Below are 15,113 nucleotides of genomic sequence, written 5' to 3' on the forward strand. Positions count from 1 at the left end.
CCCGAGAGGAAGCGCCGCAGGCATGTGGCACAATGGCTAGCTGTACTCGACAGTCGCATAGGACCCCTCTCTCCTCCGGCTGACGCGTCCATCGGGCACCCGAGTACCGCAACCCCACGTGGCATCTCATGTGCCCAACCACGTCAAGTTCAGGAGACACCACTCCAGTGGCAGTCAAGATCAAGCTCAAGCGCCTCGGCAAGATTCGCCAGCCGCACTACCGCATCGTCGTCGCCGACTCGCGCACCCGCCGCGATGGTCGTGCGATCGAAGAGATCGGTCTGTACCACCCGACGTACAACCCGTCGCGCATCGAGGTCAACGCCGAGCGTGCGCAGTACTGGCTCTCGGTCGGCGCCCAGCCCACCGAGGCCGTGCTCGCCATCCTGAAGCTGACCGGTGACTGGCAGGCGCACAAGGGCCTCCCGGCCCCCGCGCCGCTGCTGCAGCCGGAGACCAAGGAGAGCAAGCGCCGCACGTTCGACGAGTTCGCCAAGGCCCTCGAGGGCATCGGCGAGACCAAGGGCGAGGCCATCACGCAGAAGGCGAAGAAGGCCGACAAGAAGGCGGACGAGGCTGAGGCCACCGCCGAGTCGACCGAGGCCTGAGCATGCTCGAGGAGGCTCTTGAGCACCTCGTGAAGGGCATTGTGGACAACCCCGACGAAGTGCAGGTCGCCTCGCGCGACCTGCGCCGCGGGCAGGTGCTGGAAGTCCGGGTCCACCCGGACGATCTGGGCAAGGTGATCGGTCGCAACGGCCGCACCGCACGTGCTCTGCGCACCGTCGTGGGCGCCATCGGCGGCCGGGGGATCCGCGTCGACCTCGTCGACGTGGACCAGGTCCGCTGAGACCTGTCCGTTGAAAGCGTGAATCACCGGCACGGGCCGGGGAGGGCATACGTGCCCTCCCCGGCCCGTCGTCGTCTGAACAGGAGAGACACACAGTGCAGCTGGTAGTCGCGCGGATCGGCCGCGCCCACGGGATCAAGGGTGAGGTCACCGTCGAGGTACGGACCGACGAGCCCGAACTGCGGCTCGGACCCGGCGCCGTGCTCCAGACCGAACCGGCGTCCGCGGGTCCGCTGACCATCGAGACGGGCCGGGTGCACAGCGGCAGGCTGCTGCTGCGTTTCGCCGGGGTGAAGGACCGCACGGGCGCCGAGGCGCTGCGGAACACCCTGCTCATCGCGGACGTGGACCCGGCGGAACTGCCGGAAGAGCCCGACGAGTACTACGACCACCAGCTGATGGACCTGGACGTGGTGCTGGAGGACGGCACCGAGGTCGGTCGGATCACCGAGATCTCCCACCTGCTCTCGCAGGACCTGTTCATCGTCGAACGGCCCGACGGCACCGAGGTGATGATCCCCTTCGTGGAGGAGATCGTCGCCGAGATCGACCTGGAAGAGCAGCGCTGCGTCATCACGCCGCCGCCCGGGCTGATCGACGACCGCGCGGTGATCGCTTCCGCGCGCGACGACGAGGACGGCGCGGACGACAGGATTGACGAGGACGGCCAGGCCGCCGCTCCCGGGGCAGACGCCTGATGCGACTCGACGTCGTCACGATCTTCCCCGAGTACCTGGAGCCGTTGAACGTCTCCCTCGTCGGCAAGGCCCGGGCCCGCGGGCAGCTCGACGTCCACGTCCACGACCTGCGGGACTGGACGTACGACCGCCACAACACGGTCGACGACACCCCCTACGGCGGCGGCCCGGGCATGGTCATGAAGACCGACCCCTGGGGCGAGGCCCTGGACGCGGCGCTCGCCGACGGCTACGAGGCCGGCGCGCACGGCCCGGTGATCGTCGTCCCGACGCCCAGCGGCCGGCCCTTCACCCAGGAACTCGCCGTCGAGCTCTCCGAGCGACCCTGGCTGATCTTCACCCCGGCCCGCTACGAGGGCATCGACCGCCGCGTCATGGACGAGTACGCGACGCGCCTGCCGGTGTACGAGGTCTCCATCGGCGACTACGTCCTGGCGGGCGGCGAGGCGGCCGTCCTGGTCGTCACCGAGGCCGTGGCCAGGCTGCTTCCCGGCGTCCTCGGCAACGCCGAGTCGCACCGCGACGACTCCTTCGCCCCCGGCGACATGGCCAACCTGCTGGAGGGGCCCGTCTACACGAAGCCCCCGCAGTGGCGCGGCCGGGGAATCCCGGACGTGTTGCTGAGCGGCCACCACGGGAAGATCGCGCGCTGGCGCCGCGACGAGGCGTTCCGTCGCACCGCCGCGAACCGCCCCGACCTCATCGAGCGCTGCGAGGCGTCCGCCTTCGACAAGAAGGACAGGGAGATGCTCGGCGCCCTCGGCTGGAAACTCTCCGCCGACGGCCGATTTTGGCTCAGGCCGCAGACCGTGGAAGAATAGGCGGCTGCTGTGTGCTCGCGGGCGCCCCTGCCACAGGGGGATCGTCGTCCGTCGAGTGACGCGGCTCCCGAATTCTCTCCGGAAACCCGCTTCGGCGACCTGTGGCGCCGTGCGAAGAAAGCAGACGAAGCACATGTCTCACCTGCTCGATGGCGTCAACGCCGCCTCGATCCGCTCCGACGTCCCGGCCTTCCGCCCCGGTGACACGATCAACGTGCACGTCCGCGTGATCGAGGGCAACCGCTCCCGTATCCAGCAGTTCAAGGGTGTCGTCATCCGCCGTCAGGGCGCCGGCGTCTCCGAGACCTTCACCGTTCGCAAGGTCTCCTTCAGCGTCGGTGTCGAGCGCACCTTCCCGGTGAACTCCCCGATCTTCGAGAAGATCGAGATCGTCACCCGCGGTGACGTGCGTCGCGCCAAGCTGTACTTCCTCCGTGAGCTCCGCGGCAAGGCCGCGAAGATCAAGGAGAAGCGCGACCGCTGATCTCATCTCCGGGTCCAGGGGCGGGCCGGATAGGCTCGCACCCGATGGACACCGAAGCAGAGCTCACACGACGCGGCCACTCCTCCCCCGATCAGGGGGAGGGGCGGTCGCGTTTCGCGTTCTCGTGGAAGCGGGTCGGACTGCTCGGTGTGGTCTGCACGGTCTTCCTGCTGCTGCTCAGCAATTTCGTCCTACAGCCCTTCCTGATCCCGAGCCGATCGATGGAGCCGACGTTCCGGGTCGGTGACCGGGTGCTGGTCAACAAGCTCGCCTACCGGTTCGGCGACGAGCCGCGGCGCGGGGACCTCGTCGTCTTCGACGGCAGGGGCTCCTTCGTACCCGAGGGGGCCGGATCCGGCTCGATGGGCGAGAGCCTGCGAGGCGCGGCGTCCGCACTGGGCGTCGGGGACCCGTCCGAGACCGACTTCGTGAAGCGGGTGGTGGGGGTGGGCGGTGACGACGTGGTCTGTTGCGACGCGGGCGGTCGGATCCGGGTCAACGGCACCACGCTCGACGAGCCCTACCTGTACCCGGGGGACACCGCCTCGAAGGTGCCCTTCCGGGTCGTCGTACCCCTTGGGACCCTGTGGGTCATGGGTGATCATCGCTCCCACTCCCGGGACTCCCGGGACCACCTGGGGGAGCCGGGCGGGGGGATGGTGCCGGTGGAGAGGGTGATCGGGCGGGCCGACTGGATCGGCTGGCCGCTCTCGCGTTGGGGCGCCACGGGCCCCGCGGGCGGCGGACATGGGTAGCCGGCGACGACGCGGCCGAGGCCGCCGGGAACCCGAGCACTGGGTGGAGGCGCCGTCGAGACCCGCGCCGGTGCGGGGTCCGGTGCCCACGACGCCCGTGCGCGAGCCCGACGGGGGCAGCCGCGCCGAACGCCGCCGGCTCGCGCGTCGGGTCAAGAGACGCAGACGGACCCGACGGGTCGGCGAGGTGCCGCTGCTCGTCGTGGTGGCCCTGTTCATCGCGCTGCTCCTCAAGACCTTCCTCGTACAGGCCTTCTTCATCCCCTCGGGCTCGATGGAGCAGACGATCCGGATCGGAGACCGGGTCCTGGTCGACAAGCTGACGCCGTGGTTCGGATCCAAGGTCGAGCGGGGCGACGTCGTCGTGTTCAAGGACCCCGGGGGCTGGCTCAAGGGAGAGGCCACCCGGCCGCCCAAGGACCCCGTCGTGGTCAAGCAGGTCAAGGAGGTCCTGACCTTCATCGGACTGCTGCCCTCCGCCGATGAACAGGACCTGATCAAGCGCGTCATCGGCGTCGGCGGGGACACGGTCACCTGCTGTGACACCAAGGGGCGGATCACCGTCAACGGCGCGCCGCTCGACGAGCCGTACGTGAACCCGGGCAACGCCCCCTCGGAGATCCGCTTCTCGGTCCGGGTGCCGGAGGGCCGGCTGTTCGTGATGGGCGACCACCGCGCGAATTCCGCGGACTCCCGCTTCCACCTCGACGAGGGCTTCGAGGGCACCATCGACGAGGACGGGGTCGTCGGGGAAGCCGTGGTGATCGCCTGGCCTTACGACCACTGGCGCAGGCTGGAGCAGCCGGCGACCTTCCTCACGGTCCCCGATCAGGCACGACGCGGACGGCGCGGGCCTCGTGGGCGTCGTCGGGGCACGCCGGTCGCATAGTGTGTCCTCGGTCTCCCGAGCCTTAGGGAACTCCCGCTCGTTAGGGGAGGGGAGGGCCCGTTCCCGATCCGGCACGGGCGGTGATTTCCGATCTGAGGGAGTGGATGTGGGGGATGTGGCGGTAGGCGCACGATCCGGACGCGACGAGGGCGAGGAGCGGCCGGACGACGCCGTGGGGAGCGATGCCGAGTTCGCGAAGGACGCGGAGGACGAGGGCGCCGAAGAGCGCCCGCAGCGTTCGTTCTGGAAGGAGCTGCCGCTCCTCATCGGTATCGCCCTGCTGCTGGCCCTGCTGATCAAGACCTTCCTGGTGCAGGCGTTCTCGATCCCGTCCGACTCGATGCAGAACACCCTGCAGCGGGGCGACCGGGTACTGGTGGACAAGTTGACCCCGTGGTTCGGCTCGGAGCCCGAGCGCGGTGAGGTCGTCGTCTTCCACGACCCCGCGAACTGGCTGTCCGGTGAGGCCACCCCGGAGCCCAACTTCATGCAGCAGGCGCTCAGCAAGATCGGCTTGATGCCGTCCGCGGACGAGAAGGACCTGATCAAGCGGACCATCGCCATCGGCGGGGACACGGTCGAGTGCAAGAAGGGGGGGCCTGTCGTCGTCAACGGCAAGGAGTTGGACGAGCCGTACATCTTCCCCGGCAACACCCCTTGTGACGACTTCCCCTTCGGCCCCCTCGTCGTCCCGAAGGGCTCGATCTGGGTCATGGGCGACCACCGGCAGAACTCCCAGGACTCCCGCTACCACCAGCAGGACTCGACGCGCGGGTTCGTTCCGGTCGAGGACGTCGTCGGGCGGGCCGTGGTCGTGGCCTGGCCGGTCACCCGCTGGTCCACCCTCCCGGTCCCGGACACCTTCGACCAGCCGGGCATCGGCGACCAGGCCAAGGCGACGGCCCTCGGCCTCGGGGCCACCGGCCTCGCGCCCGTCGGGCTCGGTCCCGCCGCGCTGGGGCTCACCGGCGCGGTTCCGCTGGTCATGTGGCGTCGGCGGAGGCTGACCAAGGGCCGTACCGCCCGGTAGGGTGCCGCCCAGGTCACCGATCTCCGAGGTGTGGGGGCGCTGGAATGGGCGGAACACAAAACATGAGCGGTGGCAGCGATGGCCGCGGCGGTCTCGGCAACGTGTTGTCGGGAATCGCCGTGGCCATCGGCTTCGTGCTCTTCCTGGGCGGCTTCGTCTGGGGAGCCGTGGTCTACCAGCCGTACACGGTGCCGACCGACTCGATGGTGCCCACCGTGCACCCGGGGGACCGGGTGCTCGCGCAGCGGATCGACGGCGGCGAGGTGCGGCGCGGAGACGTGGTGATCTTCACCGACTCGCTGTGGAGCGACACCCCCATGGTCAAGCGGGTCGTCGGTGTCGGCGGCGACACCGTGAAGTGCTGCGGCGAGGGCGGTCGGCTCACCGTGAACGGGCGGGAGCTGGACGAGCCGTACATCGACGACTCGAAGCCCGCAACGACCTTCGACGGCGCGCCCGCGCCGGCCAGGGCGGCCTCCGACACCCCGTTCGAGGTGACGGTCCCCGAGGGCAACCTCTTCCTGCTGGGTGACCGGCGGGCCGGCTCGCTGGACTCCCGCGCACACCTCCAGGAGGCCGGTCAGGGCACGGTGCCCCGCTCGGCGGTCAACGGCCGGGTGGACGCGCGGGCGTGGCCCTCCATGACGATGCTGGAGCGACCGACGGCGTACCGACCCCTGGCCGGCGGCGTGTCGTCGCCCGGACCGCTGCGGCTCCAGGTGGCCGCCATCGTGATCGGCGCCGCCCTCGTGGTGCTGGGCGCGGCGTACGGGCCCCTCGCGCGGGTCCTCGGGCGCGGGCGACGGGAGCGGTCCGATGCCCGCTGAGCAGGTTGAAGGCCCGCGCAGGGTGGCGCGGGTGATCCTGCTCGACCCCGAGGACCGGATCCTGCTGCTGCACGGCTTCGAACCGGACGATCCGTCGGACGACTGGTGGTTCACCCCGGGCGGGGGCCTGGAGGGGGCGGAGAGCCGGGAGGAGGCCGCGCTGCGGGAGCTCGCCGAGGAGACCGGGATCACCGAGGTGGACCTCGGGCCGGTGCTGTGGCGACGCCACTGCGCGTTCCCCTTCGACGGGCGGCGCTGGGAACAGGACGAGTGGTACTTCCTCGCCCGGACCACCCGGACGGACACCGACATGAGCGGGCTCACCGAGCTGGAGCGCCGCAGCGTGATCGAGGCCAGGTGGTGGACCTCCGAGGAACTTCTCACGGCACGTGAGACGGTGTACCCGACCAGACTCGCCGAGCTGCTCCGTAGGCTGCTCGACGACGGTCCTCCGGGTACGCCGGTGGTCCTGGCCCCGGAAATCGTTTAGGGGCGCGGGGGCCTGGCGCACAATAGGGGGACGCACGGCTGAAGGGGAACATGCCATGAGCGCCGAGGACCTCGAGAAGTACGAGACCGAGATGGAGCTGAAGCTCTATCGGGAGTACCGCGACGTCGTCGGGCTGTTCAAGTACGTGATCGAGACGGAACGCCGTTTCTACCTCACCAACGACTACGAGATGCAGGTGCACTCGGTTCAGGGGGAGGTCTTCTTCGAGGTCTCGATGGCCGACGCCTGGGTCTGGGACATGTACCGGCCGGCTCGTTTCGTGAAGCAGGTACGGGTGCTGACCTTCAAGGACGTGAACATCGAGGAGCTCAACAAGAGCGACCTCGAACTCCCGGGCAGCTGACGGGCGCCCCGTCACCCCTGTGGGTGGCGGGGTTCTCCACAATCCCCCGGTTGTCCACCAAGATCCACTCGGTGGGCGGGGACGCGGGATCGTCGGTGCCGGAGGTGGTGCCGGATGAACGCGAAGAGCGTGGCACAGCAGGCATTGGGGCGGTACGGCGAGGAGCTGGCGGTGCGCCGGCTGGTCGAGACCGGGATGACGGTGATCGCGCGGAACTGGCGATGCCGCAGCGGGGAGATCGACATCGTCGCGCGGGACAAACGGGATGAATTGCATCTGATGCAACATTCCCGCCTCGGTTGAGGCCGGTGTTTGCGCTGGTCGTGGCCGGGGGTCCTCGGTGCGGTCGCAGGTCACCTGTTCAGGTGACCTGCGGCTCGACTATTCAGCCCAACAATGTTGCGTTGGATACAACGGGTGTGTGGCTACTGCTGCGCCGGGTTCGGCGCGTCTTTTGCTGGCACGGAACGTCGTACACCTCGACCCGGAGCCGGCGGTTTTCACGGCGATGAAGGAGGGCTGGGCCCGGCAGCAGTCGGCCCGGTTCCTGAAGTCGTCGACGATCGACCCGCGCCTGCGGCTGATCGAGCGGTTCGAGGAGTTCAGCGGCCAGTACCCGTGGCAGTGGACCCCGGCGGACGGCGAGGCGTTCATCGCCCACCTGCGAAGCGGGGGCAAGCCGATCCAAATGTCCACGGCCCGTAGCTACGAGGTGACGATCGGGCTGTTCCTGGAGTACCTCCTGGACTCCCGCTACGGGTGGCTCGAAGCCTGCTCGGAGCGGTTCGGGGAGGTGCCGCAGGAGATCTTCCACGAAGGCAACTCGGTCCTTCACACGGTCGACTACGAGGGCGACCCCCGGCGGCGCCCGCTGACCTACGACGAGATCCAGGCACTCTTCGACGCGGCGGACGCCCGGCCGGGCAAGATCCGGGGCCAGGGCCGCAAGGGCGGCCTGACCGCGCTGCGGGACGCGGCGGTCATCAAGACCATCTACGCGTTCGGGACGCGCCGGACGGAGTCCTCGAAGCTGGACCTCGTCGACCTACGGCGGAACCCGAAGGCCCCGAGGTTCGCCGGGTTCGGCAGCATGATGGTCCGCTTCGGGAAGTCGTCGAAGGGGGCGCCGCCCAAGCGCCGCACGGTGCTGACCGTCCCCGAGATGGACTGGGTCGTCGACCTGCTGCGCGAGTGGGTGACGGAGATCCGGCCGCAGTTCTCTCCGGGCCGCCACCCGGCGTTCTGGGTGACCGAGCGGGCCGGGCGTCTCTCTCCGCGGTCGATCAATGAAGCGTTCGTGCAGGCCCGCGAGGACGCCGGACTGGACGATGACCTCGACCTGCACTGCCTGCGGCACAGCTACATCACGCACCTGACCGAGTTCGGCTACCCAGCCCGGTTCGTGCAGGAACAGGTCGGCCACTCCCACGCTTCGACCACGGCGATCTACATGGGCGTCTCGAACGAGTACCGCAACCAGCTGCTGGAGACGTCGATGCGGAACCGGCTGGGCAACGACTGGAACGTGACCTCGTGATCAAGAAGATGGGCTACCAGTGGCAGCTGCGGAACCTGATGGCCGACCGGCAGATGTTCCAGACCACCGACCTGGTGCCGCTGCTGGCGGAACGGGGGGTCAAGCTCTCGCGTGAGCAGGTCTACCGGCTGGTGACCCAGCCGCCCCAGCGGATGAGCATGGACACCCTCGTCGCGCTCTGCGACATCCTCGACTGCACCCCGAATGATCTGATCAAGCCCGAGGTCGTGAACGCCCAGGTCCGCAAGACCGCGGGCGGCGAGACGGGCCCGACGCCGATCACGCCTCGCCGCACCGTGGTCCGCCGCCCCGGGCAGTCGTGAACCACCAAGAGCGGCGCCGGCGCGAGCTCGTCGAGGTCCGGGCCCGGCTGATTGCCTACCTCCAGCGGGTGGTTGGCCCGGCGCTGACGGCCGAGGCGGCATGGGCCGCCCTGGAGAAGACGAAGGCATGGGGACCCGCCGCGGCCCGGATTCTGGACGACTACTTCGCCGGGCACCCGAACGCGCTCACCGAGCCATCCCCGCACTGCCCGGTCCACGTGGTCCGCCTCCTTCAGCACCTCGACGCCGCCGGGCACGGCGACACCGTCACGCAGCTGGCCTGCGCCCGCTGCCACCGCACCGGCTTCAGGCTTTCCCGGAACGCCCCGGAGGGCCGCTGCTGCGACTGGTGCGTCGGCCGGACCGAGCTGCGTCCTTGCGGCCGCTGCGGCCAGGACGGCCACATCGTCACCCACCGCGACGACGGGCCGATCTGCCGCCGCTGCTACCGCGGCGATCCCCTGTTCTTCAAGAACTGCGCAGGCTGCGGGCGCGAGCGCCCGCCGGCCGCCCGCCGCGAGGACGGCGCCTTCCTCTGCCAGAAATGTCATCCCCACCCCGAACACGAATGCGTCCGCTGCCAAGAGCGGCGCCCGGCGCACGCCCTCACCGGCGAGGGCCCGGTCTGCCAGCGGTGCTACGACTCGCCGGCCCGGCTCTGCGACACCTGCCAGCAGGTCAGGCCGATCAGCGTCCGGGCGAACGAGGACCAGCCGTCGGTCTGCGTCGACTGCTACCGCGGACCCAAAGGGACCTGCACGGTCTGCGGACGCGTCCGCCACGGCTTCACCCGCCGGGACGGGGAGTTCTACTGCGCGACCTGCCGGCCGCGCCGGTCGCTGCCCTGCGCCGACTGCGGCAAGACGAGGCCAGTGAAGGTCAACTGGCCCCTCGGCACCCTCTGCGACACCTGCTACAACCGCCGCAAACGAACCCCGGCCCCCTGCGGACAGTGCGGCACCCTTCGCACGCTTGTCGGGCGCTCAAACAGCGGGGTGAACATCTGCGGGCCCTGCTGCGGCACCGACATCGACTTCGCCTGCCGCCGCTGCGGCTTCCCCGGAGACATCTACTCCGACGGCTCATGCACCCGCTGCATCGCCAAGGACCGCATCCACGACCTCCTCAGGGACGAGGACGGCACCCTCCACCCCCAGCTCCAGCCGCTCGCGCAACAGCTCGGCGCCGCCCAGGAACCCTGGTCCGTGCTCGTCTGGATCCGCCGCAGCGACTCCGCCCGCATGCTCGCGGGCCTGGCCGCACAGCACCGCGAGATCAGCCACGACCTTCTCGACGGCCTGCCCCAGGACTGGAGCACTCTCTATATCCGCGAACTCCTCGTCGCGGCGGGCGTCCTGCCTCACCGCCAGGAGTACTACGCCCGCCTGCGTCTTTGGGCACGGGACGCCCTCGCGGATCTGCCCCCGCACCAGGCCCGCCTCATCCGCCCGTTCGCCGAATGGAGCGTCCTGCGGGACGCCCGGCGCCGGGCGGACAAGGGCCCCTACAACGCCGGGGCCGCCCAGGTCGACCGCAGCGACATCCGCACCGCGATCAAGTTCCTGACCTGGCTGGACGAAAACACGATCACCCTCGCCGATCTCCGGCAGGAAAACCTCGACCTCTGGATGACCACCCACCCCACTCAACGCCGCTCTGCCGCGGCCTTCATCCGCTGGGCCGTCGCCCGGCGCCTGACGGGCAAAGTCGTGATCCCGGGGAAGAAGTACAGCTTCCCCTCGCGGTTCCTGGCCAGCGACGAACTCGACCAACAACTCCGACGCTGCCTCAACGACGAGAGCCTGCCCCTGGAAGCCCGCATCATCGGCTCCCTGACCAGCCTCTATGCCCTGGCGACCACACGAATCGTCCAGCTGACGACCGACCGCTTCAGCCGGGACGACGAGCACGCCTACCTCACGCTCGACCGGAACCCCGTCCTTGTTCCGCCCCGGCTCGCCGTCTTGATCGAGCGGCAGATCGCCAGCCCCAGCTGCCGCACCTCCGTGCTCCAACAGCCGCACGACGGCACACCGGGCTTCCTCTTCCCCGGACGGCCGCCGAGCCGGCCCCGGAGTCCCGCGACGGTCAACAGCTACATGCGGCGGCACGGCCTGCCGGGCATCGGCGCGCGGAACACGGCCTTGATGGAGGCGATCAGCGAGCTCCCGCCGATCGTGGTCAGCGACCTCTTCGGCATCCATCCCAGCACCACCTACGCCTGGGCCCAGTACGCCCAGAACAGCTGGGCTGACTACCTCGCAGCCTGCGAGAAGGCCGACTAGAAACCCACAGGAAGGAGCCGAATCCCAGTCGACCATATGTCGAGTACGAAACTCGTACTCGACATATGGTCCGGTTGGTGGTTCACTCGATTCATGACCACTCCACGGCTCACGAAGCCGACCATCGGCGTGCTGGAGGTGTTGCTGGCGGCCACCAGCGACGACCCTCCCTGGGGCCTGAGCATCTGCATGGATGCAGATCTTGGCTCCGGCACGGTCTATCCGATCCTCGATCGTCTCCAGGAGATCGGCTGGGTCACCTCTCGGGATGAAACTGGCCCTCACCCCGGTCGGCCCGCTCGCCGCTTCTGGGAGCTCACCGGCACCGGACGCGCCCAGGCGCAGGCAGCTCTGGCCGCCCGACGCGCGCGGCGCGGCTGGCACCAGTCCCTCGCGGGGGGAGCTGCGTGAAGCGCTGGGGGGTGATCTTCGACCTCACCATGGCCGCCGTCATGGTTGCGGCGATGGTGGCGTGGGTGACGGGGCTGTTCTTGTGGGAGCCCAACGCCTGGTTCGACGACAGGGCCATGAGTATGACCGCGACTATGGCGTCCACCCTGGTCATGCTCAGAAGGTCCATGGCCATGGGGGAGGAGGAGAAGCGGGAGAAGCGGCGCGGCCACGTGGTCCGCTCCAGGCGGCCTAAGTTTGGAGCCCGGCTGACTCGCGGCACAGCGTTCCTCGCCGCCAAGCTTGCCGGCGAGCGTCGAAGCCAGGCATGGCGCGCTGATTTCGACGGGCACGCAGAAAGCGGGCACGTGCTGAGCCCGAAGGCGCAGCGGCGGCATGCGTTCGGCCTTCTCGTTGCCGCGATGAAGATGCGCCTGCGTGATCTGGTTCGACCGCTCTGGGCACCCGTCGACTGGCTGCTGCGGTCGAATATCCGCACGAACGGCTTCATCACCGCCATCGTGGGCAGCATGGCCATCTACATCCAGTGGAAGAACGGCCTCAACACGCTGCTGCTGGAAGGCTCACAAGCATGCGGGCTCGTTGGGGCTGGCGTCTTCGGACTCACTCGGTGGCTTCGGACAATCCGGGGGATCGAACCGCCCGAGGCTGACAGGCCAGAGCCAGCCAAGAAGTAGGTCCGCGTCCCAACTCGTGCCCGCCTCACTGCGTGAGGCGGGCTTCTCCTTGTTCCACAAGGCGCAGTGAACGGGGGTCACGCACCCGACGAATAGTGCATGCCTGAAACACCGACCCTTCACCGGTCGGCGACGCCCTCGTGGTGTGCGAGGTCAAGACACGCAGGGCCGGCCCGCCCGAACACCCCCCTTTCGAACACCCCATGGCCGCCGTGCGGCCGGCCAAGGCCGAGCGGCTCCGACGGCTCGCCGGGCGCTGGCTCGCCGACCACGGCGGACCGCCTCCGGGCGGCGTGCGGATCGATCTGGTCGGCGTCCTGCTGCCGAGGCGCGGCGCGCCCGTGGTGGAGCACGTCCGGGGGGTGGCCTGATGGGATTCGCACGGGCCTGCTCGGTCGCCCTGGTGGGCGTCGAGGGTGTGGTCGTCGAGGTCCAGGCCGACCTGGAACCGGGGGTCGCGGCCTTCACCCTCGTCGGACTGCCCGACAAGACCCTGGTGGAGAGCCGCGATCGAGTCCGGGCCGCAGTCGTGAACTCCGGGGCCCAGTGGCCCCAGAAGAAGCTGACGGTCGGACTCAGTCCGGCCTCCGTCCCCAAGTCGGGAGCCGGCTTCGACCTCGCCGTGGCGGTCGCGGTGCTCGGCGCCGCCGAGGTGGTCGAACCGGACGTGATCGCCGACCTCGTCCTCATCGGCGAACTGGGACTCGACGGCCGGGTCCGCCCGGTGCGTGGGATCCTCCCCGCCGTGCTCGCCGCCGCCGAGGCCGGGTACCGGCAGGTGGTGGTGCCCCGACAATGCGCGGCCGAGGCCATGCTCGTCCCGGACGTCTCCGTCCTCGGCGTCAGCAGCCTGCGCCAACTGATCGCCGTGCTCACCGACGGGGAGGTCCCCGAGGAGGAGCCGGAACCGGCCGGTCGGCCCGATCCGATGCTGGCCGGGTTGCTCGTGCCGGGCGCAGGGCTCGGCAGCGGGATCTCCCAGGCCGGCGGGGACGGCTCCGACCGTCCCGACCTGGCCGACGTCGCCGGACAGCACGCCGCCCGTCGGGCCCTGGAGGTGGCGGCCTCCGGAGGACACCACCTGTTCCTCAGCGGCCCCCCGGGCGCCGGCAAGACGATGCTCGCCGAGCGGCTGCCCTGGATCCTGCCGCCGCTCACCCGACAGGACTCCCTGGAGGTGACGGCCGTCCACTCGGTCGCGGGAATCCTCCCGCCCGGCGAACCGCTCGTCGCCAGGCCCCCGTACTGCGCGCCCCACCACTCCGCGACCATGCAGTCGTTGGTCGGCGGCGGGGCCGGGGTGCCCAGGCCCGGGGCGGTGTCCCTGGCCCACCGGGGGGGTGCTCTTCCTGGACTTTTCCAACCGTGCTTCAAGTGTCCGCATCACCCGTTCGGGCCTACCTGAGAGCCATTCCGCGCCGATTTACCGATCGCATCAGTTGTCTCTGTCACGTGGGCTGGGATGGGAGAGCTGTGGCGAGAAGCCGGGTGGTTCTTGGAGATCTGAGGGTTCAGGCATTGATGCGGGCGGGCGGGGGGCAGACATACACGATCCTGAGGCCTGACGGCTCGGTCGATGGGGAGGCGGATTCATATCTCAGATCGTTCGAGGGCTCGGGCTCACAGAGGACGTACGCCTACTCGCTGGTGGATCATCTGCGGTGGCGGGTCCGTGAAGGCCTGGCAACCGAGACCTTGAAGCTGCTCGACCTGCACCGCTACATGGGTGCGGTGGGGGCGAGGGTTCCGATGCCGTTTGGACAGCCGTGGCGGATGCCGCCGAAGAAGTCGTACGGCGCGTCAGCCCTCCAGGTCGCCGCCGCGTGCCTGAAGGGCTTCTACCTCCACAGCTGCGCTAGCAGCGGTGTGAACGAGGAACTGAGGTCGGCGCTCTCGGGCGCGAGGTTGCCAACCAAGGCGGACCGCCGGCGGGCCTTCCTGGGGCATGTGAAGACCACAATGCCCGCTAACCCCCTGGCGCCGTCGCGGCTACCCCGCCGCCGGCATCCCAAGATGCTGCCGGACGGAGCCAAGCCTGGGCTGCTGGAGGTCGTGAACACCGCTCGCGACGAGTTGGTCGTGCGGTGGTTGTCCGACACGAGCCTGCGGATTGGGGGCCTGACGGGTCTGCACCTGGTCGATCTGCATCTACGGGAGAACGCGGCTTGCGGCGAATGCAAGAGCCCTCACCTGCATGTCTGCCATCGCTGGGGCAACCCCAACCGAGCCGCCGCGAAGATCAAGCCGGACTGGAAGCTGGTCGACGGGGTAATCACGGGTGGAGAGATCTACCGCGTCAGCCCCGCCATGATCAGCAGCTACTTCAAGTACATGACGACCGAATACGCGACGAACGCCGCCGACCACGGCATGCTGCTGATTCAGTTGGCCGGCCCGAACCAGGGCGATCCCTGGTCGGCTGATGCGGCCCGCGGCATGCTGAGGCGGGCCGGACACCGTGCTGATCTGCCCGGACGGATTAAGCCCCAGGCCTTCCGGCACCAGATCACCAACGACATCCTGGAGATTTCCAACGATCCGATGGTGGCCAAGGTGGTCGGCAACTGGGCGTCGGCGCAGATGGTCGATGAGGTCTACGGACATCCGGACCTCCACTCCGCAGAGTTCAGTGCTGCCTTGGAGGCTGCCTGGGGAGAGTCTCTGTGAAGACT

17 protein-coding genes and 3 pseudogenes are annotated in these 15,113 nt (G+C 69.3%); all 20 read left to right on the top strand.

The window, feature by feature from the left end; genetic code table 11:
- The first annotated feature begins 167 nt into the window (after positions 1-167).
- The 20 genes and pseudogenes from rpsP (at position 168) to ACQEVM_RS08415 (ending at position 15,108) form a co-directional block, all read left to right on the top strand.
- Entirely contained in the window at positions 168-608 is a 441-nt protein-coding gene (gene rpsP / locus ACQEVM_RS08320) for a 30S ribosomal protein S16 (RefSeq protein WP_053675137.1), read from the top strand.
- A gap of 2 nt (positions 609-610) precedes the next feature.
- Positions 611-850 (top strand): RNA-binding protein, encoded by a 240-nt coding sequence (locus tag ACQEVM_RS08325; RefSeq protein ID WP_030708535.1) that lies wholly within the window; start codon positions 611-613, stop codon positions 848-850.
- 95 nt (positions 851-945) lie between these two features.
- Positions 946-1,548 carry a ribosome maturation factor RimM gene (gene rimM / locus ACQEVM_RS08330; RefSeq protein ID WP_433076486.1) on the top strand — a complete coding sequence of 201 codons (603 nt, stop codon included), beginning with the start codon at positions 946-948 and terminating at the stop codon, positions 1,546-1,548.
- A complete protein-coding gene (trmD, locus tag ACQEVM_RS08335; protein WP_433076488.1) occupies positions 1,548-2,369 on the top strand; it encodes a tRNA (guanosine(37)-N1)-methyltransferase TrmD in 822 nt (273 codons plus the stop codon). Before rimM ends, trmD begins: the two co-directional genes overlap by 1 nt.
- Positions 2,370-2,502: 133 nt before the next feature.
- Positions 2,503-2,853, top strand: a complete 351-nt coding sequence (gene rplS, locus ACQEVM_RS08340) for a 50S ribosomal protein L19 (RefSeq protein ID WP_351754257.1) — start codon at positions 2,503-2,505, stop codon at positions 2,851-2,853.
- Positions 2,854-2,897: 44 nt separating this feature from the next.
- Positions 2,898-3,608 carry a signal peptidase I gene (lepB, locus tag ACQEVM_RS08345; protein ID WP_433076490.1) on the top strand — a complete coding sequence of 237 codons (711 nt, stop codon included), beginning with the start codon at positions 2,898-2,900 and terminating at the stop codon, positions 3,606-3,608.
- 82 nt (positions 3,609-3,690) lie between these two features.
- The gene (gene lepB, locus ACQEVM_RS08350) at positions 3,691-4,497 is read left to right on the top strand and encodes a signal peptidase I (RefSeq protein ID WP_433076492.1); all 807 of its coding nucleotides are present in this window, start codon (positions 3,691-3,693) and stop codon (positions 4,495-4,497) included.
- Between the two features lie 115 nt (positions 4,498-4,612).
- The gene (lepB, locus tag ACQEVM_RS08355) at positions 4,613-5,527 is read left to right on the top strand and encodes a signal peptidase I (RefSeq protein ID WP_433076494.1); all 915 of its coding nucleotides are present in this window, start codon (positions 4,613-4,615) and stop codon (positions 5,525-5,527) included.
- Positions 5,528-5,589: 62 nt separating this feature from the next.
- Positions 5,590-6,354 carry a signal peptidase I gene (gene lepB / locus ACQEVM_RS08360; protein WP_433076496.1) on the top strand — a complete coding sequence of 255 codons (765 nt, stop codon included), beginning with the start codon at positions 5,590-5,592 and terminating at the stop codon, positions 6,352-6,354.
- Positions 6,344-6,844, top strand: a complete 501-nt coding sequence (locus ACQEVM_RS08365) for an NUDIX hydrolase (RefSeq protein ID WP_433076498.1) — start codon at positions 6,344-6,346, stop codon at positions 6,842-6,844. The genes lepB (ACQEVM_RS08360) and ACQEVM_RS08365 overlap by 11 nt, the downstream gene beginning before the upstream one ends.
- 55 nt (positions 6,845-6,899) lie before the next feature.
- Positions 6,900-7,208, top strand: a complete 309-nt coding sequence (locus tag ACQEVM_RS08370) for a DUF2469 domain-containing protein (RefSeq protein WP_005311352.1) — start codon at positions 6,900-6,902, stop codon at positions 7,206-7,208.
- Between the two features lie 114 nt (positions 7,209-7,322).
- Positions 7,323-7,466 (top strand): annotated as a pseudogene (locus ACQEVM_RS08375) (YraN family protein); the annotation flags it as partial.
- A 250-nt stretch (positions 7,467-7,716) separates the two neighbouring features.
- The gene (locus tag ACQEVM_RS08380) at positions 7,717-8,745 is read left to right on the top strand and encodes a tyrosine-type recombinase/integrase (RefSeq protein ID WP_433079882.1); all 1,029 of its coding nucleotides are present in this window, start codon (positions 7,717-7,719) and stop codon (positions 8,743-8,745) included.
- Complete coding sequence (locus ACQEVM_RS08385; protein WP_433076500.1) at positions 8,742-9,068, top strand: helix-turn-helix domain-containing protein; 327 nt, start codon at positions 8,742-8,744, stop codon at positions 9,066-9,068. Before ACQEVM_RS08380 ends, ACQEVM_RS08385 begins: the two co-directional genes overlap by 4 nt.
- Positions 9,065-11,353, top strand: a complete 2,289-nt coding sequence (locus ACQEVM_RS08390; protein WP_433076502.1) for an XRE family transcriptional regulator — start codon at positions 9,065-9,067, stop codon at positions 11,351-11,353. The genes ACQEVM_RS08385 and ACQEVM_RS08390 overlap by 4 nt, the downstream gene beginning before the upstream one ends.
- Positions 11,354-11,446: 93 nt before the next feature.
- Positions 11,447-11,764, top strand: a complete 318-nt coding sequence (locus tag ACQEVM_RS08395) for a PadR family transcriptional regulator (protein WP_433076504.1) — start codon at positions 11,447-11,449, stop codon at positions 11,762-11,764.
- Positions 11,761-12,441, top strand: coding sequence for a hypothetical protein (locus ACQEVM_RS08400; RefSeq protein WP_433076506.1), 681 nt, complete (start codon positions 11,761-11,763; stop codon positions 12,439-12,441). The genes ACQEVM_RS08395 and ACQEVM_RS08400 overlap by 4 nt, the downstream gene beginning before the upstream one ends.
- A gap of 128 nt (positions 12,442-12,569) precedes the next feature.
- A pseudogene (locus ACQEVM_RS08405) lies at positions 12,570-12,812 on the top strand (YraN family protein); the annotation flags it as partial.
- Positions 12,812-13,796, top strand: a pseudogene (locus ACQEVM_RS08410) (ATP-binding protein); the annotation flags it as partial. The pseudogenes ACQEVM_RS08405 and ACQEVM_RS08410, both read left to right, overlap by 1 nt.
- Before the next feature lie 340 nt (positions 13,797-14,136).
- Positions 14,137-15,108 (top strand): tyrosine-type recombinase/integrase, encoded by a 972-nt coding sequence (locus ACQEVM_RS08415; RefSeq protein WP_433076508.1) that lies wholly within the window; start codon positions 14,137-14,139, stop codon positions 15,106-15,108.
- Positions 15,109-15,113 lie beyond the last annotated feature (5 nt).

This window comes from Streptomyces sp. CA-243310 (assembly GCF_050936775.1).
In the GTDB taxonomy this organism is placed as follows: domain Bacteria; phylum Actinomycetota; class Actinomycetes; order Streptomycetales; family Streptomycetaceae; genus Streptomyces.

What these genes read in the sequence shown, in the direction of transcription:
- ACQEVM_RS08325 (WP_030708535.1), top strand. Translation starts at nt 611, where the DNA reads ATGCTCGAGGAGGCTCTTGAGCACCTCGTGAAGGGCATTGTGGACAAC.
- trmD (WP_433076488.1), top strand. Translation starts at nt 1,548, where the DNA reads ATGCGACTCGACGTCGTCACGATCTTCCCCGAGTACCTGGAGCCGTTG.
- rplS (WP_351754257.1), top strand. Translation starts at nt 2,503, where the DNA reads ATGTCTCACCTGCTCGATGGCGTCAACGCCGCCTCGATCCGCTCCGAC.
- lepB (WP_433076490.1), top strand. Translation starts at nt 2,898, where the DNA reads ATGGACACCGAAGCAGAGCTCACACGACGCGGCCACTCCTCCCCCGAT.
- lepB (WP_433076496.1), top strand. Translation starts at nt 5,590, where the DNA reads ATGAGCGGTGGCAGCGATGGCCGCGGCGGTCTCGGCAACGTGTTGTCG.
- ACQEVM_RS08365 (WP_433076498.1), top strand. Translation starts at nt 6,344, where the DNA reads ATGCCCGCTGAGCAGGTTGAAGGCCCGCGCAGGGTGGCGCGGGTGATC.
- ACQEVM_RS08370 (WP_005311352.1), top strand. Translation starts at nt 6,900, where the DNA reads ATGAGCGCCGAGGACCTCGAGAAGTACGAGACCGAGATGGAGCTGAAG.
- ACQEVM_RS08380 (WP_433079882.1), top strand. Translation starts at nt 7,717, where the DNA reads ATGAAGGAGGGCTGGGCCCGGCAGCAGTCGGCCCGGTTCCTGAAGTCG.
- ACQEVM_RS08395 (WP_433076504.1), top strand. Translation starts at nt 11,447, where the DNA reads ATGACCACTCCACGGCTCACGAAGCCGACCATCGGCGTGCTGGAGGTG.